We start from the raw sequence: 8799 nt of genomic DNA, 5'->3' as shown, positions 1-8799 counted from the left end.
AGTCTTTCGCTGAATACTTCGCAACCTCCGCAACCGCATTACCTTCTTTTATTAACTGCACTTTTTGAATATGTACTTGCGTTATCTCTGACATACCGGTTACATCTCGCCACATTTCTAACCATTCTTTTTGAGAAATATAAGATTTGGTATCTGTAAAATACGACTTATTAACACAAAGTAATACATGGAAATGAGGATTATATGTATCATAAGTTGGATTATTATCATTTACTTTTAACCCACGTCTATCACAATATCCTTGTCTTCTCTTATACATTTCTTCAGTGATAAATCGTTCTTTATCATAAGTCATTTCTAACTTTCTGATATAACCTTTAATTGAACGTTGAATATTACGTCTCTTAAATAATTTATTAAAAGCTTTATTAAATCTATCAATCTCGCTTTTTACCATATCACCCTTGATATTCGGAGTCGTCAACGTAAGGAAAAGAAACTCTTTCTTTTCCTCAACTTTGATTGCTTCCATCATGGTTGCGATTTTCATTGCGTCCTTTCGTGCTTTTCTCCAAGCACAAATCGGACAAAAACGATTTTTACATGAATTTGAATTCGTTAATTTTGTATTCTCTTTATCTTGAGTAGTAACAAAATGGTTAAACGTACTACATAACTTAAACAACTCTCGACCACTCTCGCTTAATTTATTCTCCATAAATCCGTAAATTCTTATATTCTGTTTTTTCTTAGGATGAAATTTACCAGTGATTTCATCTTGTTTTTTCTTTGTCATATTTGATATACTAGCCCTATATGAATTGAATAAAAAAGGGTACACGAATCCCTTTTTCGGACTTGCTCCTTCCATATTGATTTTTGTTTTTTGCTCGACACTTAAAACGATAAATCACTATGCCAAGGAATGCAAGTCTTTTTTTATTAAAACCCTTGTGTATCAAGGGGAAAACGAATACAAGGGCATCAATTTCCCTGCGGAAATAGTTACCCTTGTATTAAAGAAAGAAGAAAACCATTTTTTTCGTAACCGAAAAATCATAAAAAACGCCCTTTAATCCACTTCGTAGATAAGGGCGTTTTTTTCTTTCAAACATAAAAGTTCTTCCTATCTCCCAACCTCTTCATTTTCACTTCTAATCGTTTTTAAGAGACTTATAATATTTTCTTCTTAAAGATTACATATCAAATCCCTAAACCTCAAAAACATATATTTCAGAACACATTCAAAGTGTAACCATAAAAAATCGAGAAATTCTCGAGCTTTATCTGCTAATTAGAATTTAAAAGATAAACAAGTAGATTTTTTGACAAAACGATAACACAAATGTTATCGTTTAAAAAAGATAACATTTGTGTTATCACAAATACATAAATAGTTAATATATTAGAGGAGGAAAACCGCGATGTTGGATATTCTTTATTATGCCGATGGTCGCGGACGTCAACCAGTTTACGAATGGATTCAGCACATTGAAAAACACGAGAAATCAGTCTACAGAAAGTTTTATCAACTCCAATTAATGCTAAGAGAGAATGGAAAATACATTCAATCTGGAGAGATAAAAAGAAAAGATGTAAAGAAATTGAAAGGAACTGACATGTGGCAATTAAGAGTAAATGAAAATCGAGTTTTATTCTTTTATTACTCAAACAACGCCATTGTCTTTACCAATCAATTTCAAAAGAAACAAAACGAAACACCTAAAAATGAAATTCAACGTGCTGAAACAAGAAAAGAAGAATGGCTACAAAATAACCAATCGTAACAATGATGTCCGTGACCGACTTTGTCGGTCGGTGTAATGAGAATATAATGATCCAAAACAAAAACATATAACACTTACTTTTGTAAAAAAACAAACAAGGAGGTAAAAACATGAAAACATTTGATGATCTCCGAAAAGACTTGGCAAAAAAGGATCCGGATTTGTTCATTGCCTTGGAGATCGTAGGAAAATTAATGGCCGCACGTGATCGGAAGGGATTATCGCAACGCGAACTTTCAAGGTTATCTAACGTACCACAAAAAACAATATCAAGAATCGAAAATGGCATTGACATACCAAAAATACCTACATTGCTAAAACTTGCAAATGTATTAGGACTAGAAATAACATTAATTGATAAAACAACAGAAGAGGAACAAGCTGCATCTCTAAACTAAACAATAATCTTTTATCTAAAATTTTATAGAAACTAAATAATAATTTTTATCTAAAATCAAATAAAAAGGTTGTGAACAAAAATGAAACTTATAATAAACTCCTATAGGAAATGTACTAAATAAAAAAATCAATATACCCATAAAAAAACTGGCTTCCATAAGCCAGTTTTTTTATTTATCTTTATTTCTTAACAATTTTACAACTTACTTTACTTTCTGTTCCTCTAATAAAATATCAATTACATCAGTAGTTCCATCTGGAATACTCATTTTAATTTCTTCTGGAAGAAGTTCTCTCGCTGTATTCGCAATCGCCTTAGTAGTCTCAGGATTATTCCTTATAAACTTACCAGTTTTACTTAAAAATGCTGCAAACCAATTCTTTTTAGTCAACGTCTGTACTTGTTGCTTGAGGAAGTTTATTTCTCTAAACAATTTTTTAACTTCTTTTTCCAAAGACTCTTTTTCATTAATTTGTTCAGCTAATTTCTCTTCAATTAACGCTTTAAACTCTTCTAATTTATTTTCCATATCCTCCATTTCGGAGTGTGAAAAACTTTCGTTAGGATCCAATTCCTTCTCTTCAAATAAAGAATCCACTTTACTTATTAAATCTTCAACCTGAGATTGATTTCTTATTACTTTTCTCGCTAAAGGTGTGGAATTAAATTCATCTTCCATCCGACTAATCCAAGAACGAATTTCAGAAAAATAATCATCCATCTGAGATATAGTCTTATTTTGAATCAACATAACTTTACCAGGACTAAATTCACAACGAAATTCTAATGACGAATTAATATAAGTTTTAAAATAATAGCTCTCATCAAATATATATTTTATTGTTAATTCCTTCTTATGATTATCACCTTCTGGAATTATTATTGAGAAATCATCCTCTTCAAAAGAACTATTAAAACTTAAAGAAAAATAAATACTCTTCAAAAAAGAATTACTTACCATAAATCATCCTCCTTATTTGTATATTTAACATTAAGGATACATTAAAAGAAAATAATGATTAACGTTTTTTTATTAATCAACGCAAAAAACAAACGAATCTTGAAGGATTCCCAATGTCCTCGCAATTCTTTCACCAACAATTTGCGAGGACATTATGCAAGGCTCTACAAACTTCCCTATTCTTTTATGAAATATAAAATTGTGAAAAAATTTTAAATTTCATAAAAGAAAACTCATCAAAATCACCTTCGAATTAATAAAAAAAGACGTGGTTAAATACCACGTCTTTTTTTATTACAATCTTTTATTATACTTCTGAATATTCTATAATCTTTAACGGAAGGAGGAAAATTATGAAAAATAGATATGAACACTTAAAAAATGGCTATACGGCAATTTTTTTCAAAGACTTAAATAATAAAGAAACTGCTTTCTTTATTGATACAAATTGCTTCGAAATAGCCAATTCCCAAGGTTTTTACTGGCAAAATTACTTAGTTAATAGCAAAGGAAAACGAATGCGGTATAATATCGCCGGAAGAGATAGAGGTCAAAGTACAAAAACACAACTATCTCGATTACTCCTAGAATGTAGCACACAAACAGAAATATGCTACAACATAACAGGAAACCCTTTAGATCTACGAAAATGTAATTTGCTGAAGATGGACATAGGTAGAGTTAAAACAAGAGGATTTCAAGAAGAAATGAACAAACTTATCAAAACTGTACCTCCGTTACCAGAAATACAATTAAAAAATATCAACGAAAAAGAAAAAGATGTTACCATTTCCCCAAAAAATGATAACATCAGATTACTAACTGACGAACAAAACAACACTTACATACTTTTAGAAAACGGTATAATAACAGCCGAAATTGAAAAAAAGTATGCAAATTTCCTAGTCAAACAACTTAGTCATCCTATTACAACTTAAAAGTCTATAAGTAACTTTGAATACATTCTAAAAGACACAATTTATATGTCAATAGTCACAAAAAAGAATCCTATTTACAGGATTCTTTTTTATTACTTCCCATCCTTCCGCTAATAATCCATTCAATTCTTCTGTCGTATCCTTAGGATGCCAATAGCCATCCCCCAAGAGTTTTTTTATAATATCCCCATATATTCACATCAACAATTTGCGAGGACATTATGCAAGACTCTACAAACCTCGTAAGATCAATAACAATAGTTTGCGAGGATATTATACAAAGCTCTGCAAACTTCCCTAAAACAAAATGAAAAGGTCCATAGTGGACCTAAATCTATTTTCATTCATATTCACTCAAAAAATGCTCTAATGCCAATTCCAACAAATCGGACTTATCAAAACGTTCTCTTTCTGACAATTTATCGAGACGTTTCGCAACTTCTTTGCTCAATATAACCGTTTTTCGCGTCCTGTCGTCCCGTCTAAGACCTTTTATTTCTTCGTGAAGACTTTTATACCTTTTCATCTTTTCTCTCTCTATACGCCAAAATAAGAGCATTTCTTGAAGGTCTGCTATATCTTCACTTGTCAAAACTTCAGATTCTTTCACTGTATTACCTTGTTTCCCTTTTATTTCACTTTTAGTATCGCTTTTATTATCTTCCATTACTTTATGTGAATCATTAACACCACTTTTATTACTCAACTTCACCATATCCATAATATTTTTTTCTAATGGCTCTGGGTTATCTTTGTCATTATAGAACCATTCTTTCGTGCTACTATCAAAAGCATACCCCAAAGCCTTCAGCTTTCTTTGTAACGTGCTGTTGTTAATTCCTATAAAATTAGCTATCTCTTTCAATTTCTCGCCTTTCTTGAGACGTTCTAACACTTCAAACACCTTCATGTTGCTTTCATCCCCTTCACATATATTCCACACAAATAAAATTCTATGTGTAATATGTAATACCTCTACACAACATTAAAGTGAAAATAATATTACTTCGTATGACTACATGTGAATTGAAGTTATACATTAGCATAGAGAACAAATATTCTTAATACAATTATGTTCCGCTGCGCTTCACGTCTAAAGAGACTATAAGTGCATCCAAACAACACTCCTTAACTTAAGCTTTGCCCAAACCCCATGTAAAAATATCAATCCCCCAACCCCTTCTCCAAGGGGATTCCCTCGGCGGTAGCCAGCCCAAAACGTACTGCGTTTTGAGGACTGCAAGAGGGTCTTTGGCAAAGTGCCCTATCAACTCCTTAATGCTCCATCACTTCACTACGTTCCGTTCCGTCCGCTTACCGTTGACAGATACCATAACACTCCTCCCCCTTTTAAAAACTGACATCCATATATTAAAAAGTCTCTTTTTATATTCACCACGACAACATACTGTCTCTGCTGCCGTGCAAAATATCCTCGCCAACACTCGCTATTTTTTCACACCGCCCCGCCGATCTATGTGATTTTCTTGTAGTGAAAAAACTACTCCCTAAAATTATTAAAAACAAAAAATAAAAAAGAGCATAAGGAAATCCGATCCCACTTCTAGTTCAAAGTGGTGAAATAGGCTGTGCCTACTGAATTTCTAAAGCTCTCTAACTGGGATTCAAAAAGCACCCTTGTAGGTCGTTTTGAGTCCTTTTAACATCTATTTGTAGGTCTCTTTGAGACCTTTGTAGTAGGTTTTGTGGACGTTTTAAAAGTAATTAGTAACAAATAAAAAAGAGCCCCATAAATAGGGACTCTTTTTTCAATACTCATCAATTTCACCATTTCACTTTACCGCACTACTATGATTACACATAAAGTTCAACAAAATCATGAAGTATGCCAGTACCTCTCATCTTCCAAGATGTTGACGCACCTAGCAAGACTATAATTTCATTTACCAAATTCAAACCATATTCATGCAATAACAAACAGAAAAAGAAAAAGACAGTTATAAAGTTTGCCGAGACTTTAAATACACATATAGCCCTGCAAAACACCATATGCAACCAAAACCTGCTTTCATCATACACGGGTTATCTAAAAATATAATATCCCCTAAATTATTTTGCCTCACTATCACCTGGGATATATTCAATTAAATCCGACAGCTTAATATCTAACTTCTCACAGATCGTTATCAATGTATCTAATCTTAAAGAAGACACATTCTCGTTATGCCACAACTTATTGATAGAATTACGACTCACTCCCGTTATTCTCAATAACTCCGAAATGTTATCTATATTCTTTGTCGCCATAATCATACGAATGTTATTTACCAACTTCATTTTTCATACTCCTTTTTCATTCAATGTACATACCGTTTTAATTATAAGGTTAATTTTATACAATTAAAACACAATTTAAACAAAATAAAGGTTAATTTAAATCATTAAAATTATAAATATAAATCACATAAGGTAAAATTTTTGTTTTATATTGATCATTTAACTTGTTAATACTTGAAATTTTAACTTTATAAGGTTAAAATTAATTAACACAAAATAAAATATTAACTCTAATAATCGTAGGAGGTAACATTTTGGCATATCTAACAGCAAAAAAAGTAAAAGGAAACATTTACTTTTATGTATCTCAATATGTTGGAACACAACCGTATTACTCAAAGCAATACAAATATAAAAATATTTATTCGATTGGCAACCAAAAAATCGCTTTAGAAAGAATAGCCATGTGGCTATTAGATAACAACCGTATACCAAAAGAACTACTAGAAATCGGAGTATCCATAAACGATGTGAAATATTGGTATAAAAAAGTTGAAAAAACATTACAGAACTACTCTTTAACTAACCATAAAAACACCTGAAAGGAGCATTACTATGGCATTTCTAACAAATTACAAAGCAAACGGAAAAAGATACTTTTATGTAGAAAAATATGTTGGTAAAAAACCATACACCTGCAAACAAAGTGAACGTATTTATTCGATTGGAAACGAAAGAATCACATTAGAAAGGCTCACTTTATGGATTTTAGATAACAGTTTCATTCCAAACGAATTAATAAAGATCGGAATATCAATTAACGATATAGAGAACTGGAGAGAAAAAGTAGAAAACACCATAAAAAGATACTCTTTATAAATAAAACCAAGAAAAAAAGACTGATATTTTTATCAGTCTTTTTTCTTTAACTATTTATATTTTTTTCATCAAAAAAGGGTTAGGTATTTTAATGATATATATATATCTATTAAAAATTATGCGTGGCTTTTTGACTTTTTCATTTGCATACAAAAGTAAACAAAATCTAAGAGTAAAAAGACTAAAAACATACAGGAATCACGAAATAAAAGAATTCACGAAAATAACAAATTCAAATATAATCCAAACATCTTTTTTCACCACACGCCCTATAACAACTCATTTAAAACGGTGCAACTTTTTAAAGATATAAAATATCTATGGATTAAATACGCGAGCAAAGTTTTTTCATTTTCAGTTCGACATGGAGGTACTATATAAACTCCGTAATTTCGGAATACAGAATTACAGAGAAAACGGAAAACAAAAATTTCGAAGATCAAAAAATCGAGATTTCAAATTTAACAAATTTCAAAATCAAATCCGACATCAAAAGTCCAAAATCAACCCCAAAAATTTAGAATTTCTCAAAACTATATTTTTTTAAAAAAACATCAAAAAACGTGCGGTATTTTATCGTTATATATATAACTAAAAAAATTCATGCGCACACTTTAGGTTTTTAGCTGGTACAGGAGTGAAACAAAATTATTAGAACAAAATATATATCAAAATAAACTTAAAAAATAAATTCACAAATTCACGAAATTTAAATTTAAGAAAAAGAAAAACTCTTTTTTTGTTAGTTAAAACCTCCTAAATGCTACTTGCTGCACTCAGAAAGTTTTCATTTCAATACCTCTCTATTCAACTTTCATTTCAACCTCATTCAATTCTTAATTCTCCTAATTAAAATCAAAAACAAAAAAACATTTTTAATCCCACAAAACAGATCTTGCTAAATAATACATATCATCATCCCACTCCCTTTTCGTTGCCAAATCATTCAATAAACCTTCAACAATTGCATAAAGACGCCCCATATCTTCCGTGCAACCTAATAACGAATTATATTCAATTACTCCATCCCACAAACTCTCGCCCTCCTTTTGCAACCAAGACCAAAGAACGTCATTAAATCTCAAAATAGGCTCACTACGTCTTTTATAATCCTCTTTTAATAATTCCAAAAATAATTTATCTAATTCGTCCATTTAATCCTCTCCTCAAATCCCATATAATGGTTAAACTGCATCTTAAGTATAAAATAAAATATCACCAAAACATTAAAAATAAGATTTCTAAAACAACGGATTCAAAAAATAAAAACATTTTTGTTCGTTCTCTTTTTAGATCATAAAAAAGCCTTCTAAGTGCTAATTACTGCACTCAAAAGGCTTTTTTCAATACATCACTATTCAACTTCCATTTCATCAATCAAATGACCATTATATTCTTGCTTTTCACTTTCTGTTAACTCTTGATATTCTCTTTCAAACTTCATTAAATCCTTATTCCACGTTGCAATTAATTTATAATAATACTCATTCTTGTCTTTACTCATGAACTTGTCCAATTCACCATCTTCATACTTTTTGGCATAATCTTTTAGCAATCCACCGTAAACAATTAATTGTCGTCCTTTTAACGCTGAATAGAACACGTCAAACACATCTTGACTAACCGACATTTCAT

General features: G+C 30.8%; 10 protein-coding genes and 1 pseudogene. 5 read left to right on the top strand and 6 right to left on the bottom strand.

The annotated features are described in order from the left end of the window. Window positions 1–757, bottom strand: a 757-nt coding sequence (locus tag RT27_RS25160; RefSeq protein ID WP_043937974.1) for a protein rep, incomplete at its 3' end; no start/stop codon positions are given. Between the two features lie 628 nt (window positions 758–1385). On the opposite strand from RT27_RS25160, the gene RT27_RS25155 reads away from it, so the two are divergent. Together RT27_RS25155 and RT27_RS25150 are read left to right on the top strand one after the other, a co-directional pair. Continuing rightward, the gene (locus RT27_RS25155) at window positions 1386–1748 is read left to right on the top strand and encodes a type II toxin-antitoxin system RelE/ParE family toxin (protein WP_043937972.1); all 363 of its coding nucleotides are present in this window, start codon (window positions 1386–1388) and stop codon (window positions 1746–1748) included. A gap of 110 nt (window positions 1749–1858) precedes the next feature. Continuing rightward, window positions 1859–2146, top strand: a complete 288-nt coding sequence (locus RT27_RS25150; RefSeq protein WP_043937970.1) for a helix-turn-helix transcriptional regulator — start codon at window positions 1859–1861, stop codon at window positions 2144–2146. Between the two features lie 204 nt (window positions 2147–2350). On the opposite strand, the gene RT27_RS25145 is transcribed toward RT27_RS25150, so the two are convergent. Beyond that, window positions 2351–3109, bottom strand: coding sequence for a hypothetical protein (locus RT27_RS25145; RefSeq protein WP_043937968.1), 759 nt, complete (start codon window positions 3107–3109; stop codon window positions 2351–2353). 353 nt (window positions 3110–3462) lie between these two features. On the opposite strand from RT27_RS25145, the gene RT27_RS25140 reads away from it, so the two are divergent. Beyond that, on the top strand, window positions 3463–4047 hold the full coding sequence (locus tag RT27_RS25140; protein WP_043937967.1) for a hypothetical protein: 585 nt from the start codon (window positions 3463–3465) through the stop codon (window positions 4045–4047). Window positions 4048–4387: 340 nt separating this feature from the next. Here RT27_RS25140 and RT27_RS25135 read toward each other — a convergent pair whose 3' ends face one another. Together RT27_RS25135 and RT27_RS25130 are read right to left on the bottom strand one after the other, a co-directional pair. Beyond that, a complete protein-coding gene (locus tag RT27_RS25135) occupies window positions 4388–4957 on the bottom strand; it encodes a ribbon-helix-helix domain-containing protein (RefSeq protein WP_043937965.1) in 570 nt (189 codons plus the stop codon). A gap of 1160 nt (window positions 4958–6117) precedes the next feature. Then, window positions 6118–6345, bottom strand: a complete 228-nt coding sequence (locus tag RT27_RS25130) for a helix-turn-helix transcriptional regulator (RefSeq protein ID WP_043937964.1) — start codon at window positions 6343–6345, stop codon at window positions 6118–6120. 254 nt (window positions 6346–6599) lie between these two features. On the opposite strand from RT27_RS25130, the gene RT27_RS25125 reads away from it, so the two are divergent. After that, a complete protein-coding gene (locus tag RT27_RS25125) occupies window positions 6600–6887 on the top strand; it encodes a hypothetical protein (RefSeq protein ID WP_043937963.1) in 288 nt (95 codons plus the stop codon). 13 nt (window positions 6888–6900) lie between these two features. Continuing rightward, window positions 6901–7164, top strand: a complete 264-nt coding sequence (locus tag RT27_RS25120) for a hypothetical protein (protein ID WP_000874967.1) — start codon at window positions 6901–6903, stop codon at window positions 7162–7164. Between the two features lie 875 nt (window positions 7165–8039). Here the strand turns inward: RT27_RS25120 and RT27_RS25115 are convergent. Beyond that, the gene (locus RT27_RS25115) at window positions 8040–8318 is read right to left on the bottom strand and encodes a hypothetical protein (protein ID WP_043937959.1); all 279 of its coding nucleotides are present in this window, start codon (window positions 8316–8318) and stop codon (window positions 8040–8042) included. 200 nt (window positions 8319–8518) lie between these two features. Continuing rightward, window positions 8519–8799: pseudogene (locus RT27_RS35380) on the bottom strand (replication protein); the annotation flags it as partial.

The sequence above is a fragment of the Bacillus sp. L_1B0_5 genome, from assembly GCF_000836715.1.
In the GTDB taxonomy this organism is placed as follows: Bacteria; Bacillota; Bacilli; order Bacillales; family Bacillaceae_G; genus Bacillus_A; species Bacillus_A thuringiensis_S.
The sequence above is the reverse complement of the archived record's forward strand: the minus strand, read 5'-3'. Positions and strand labels throughout refer to the sequence as shown.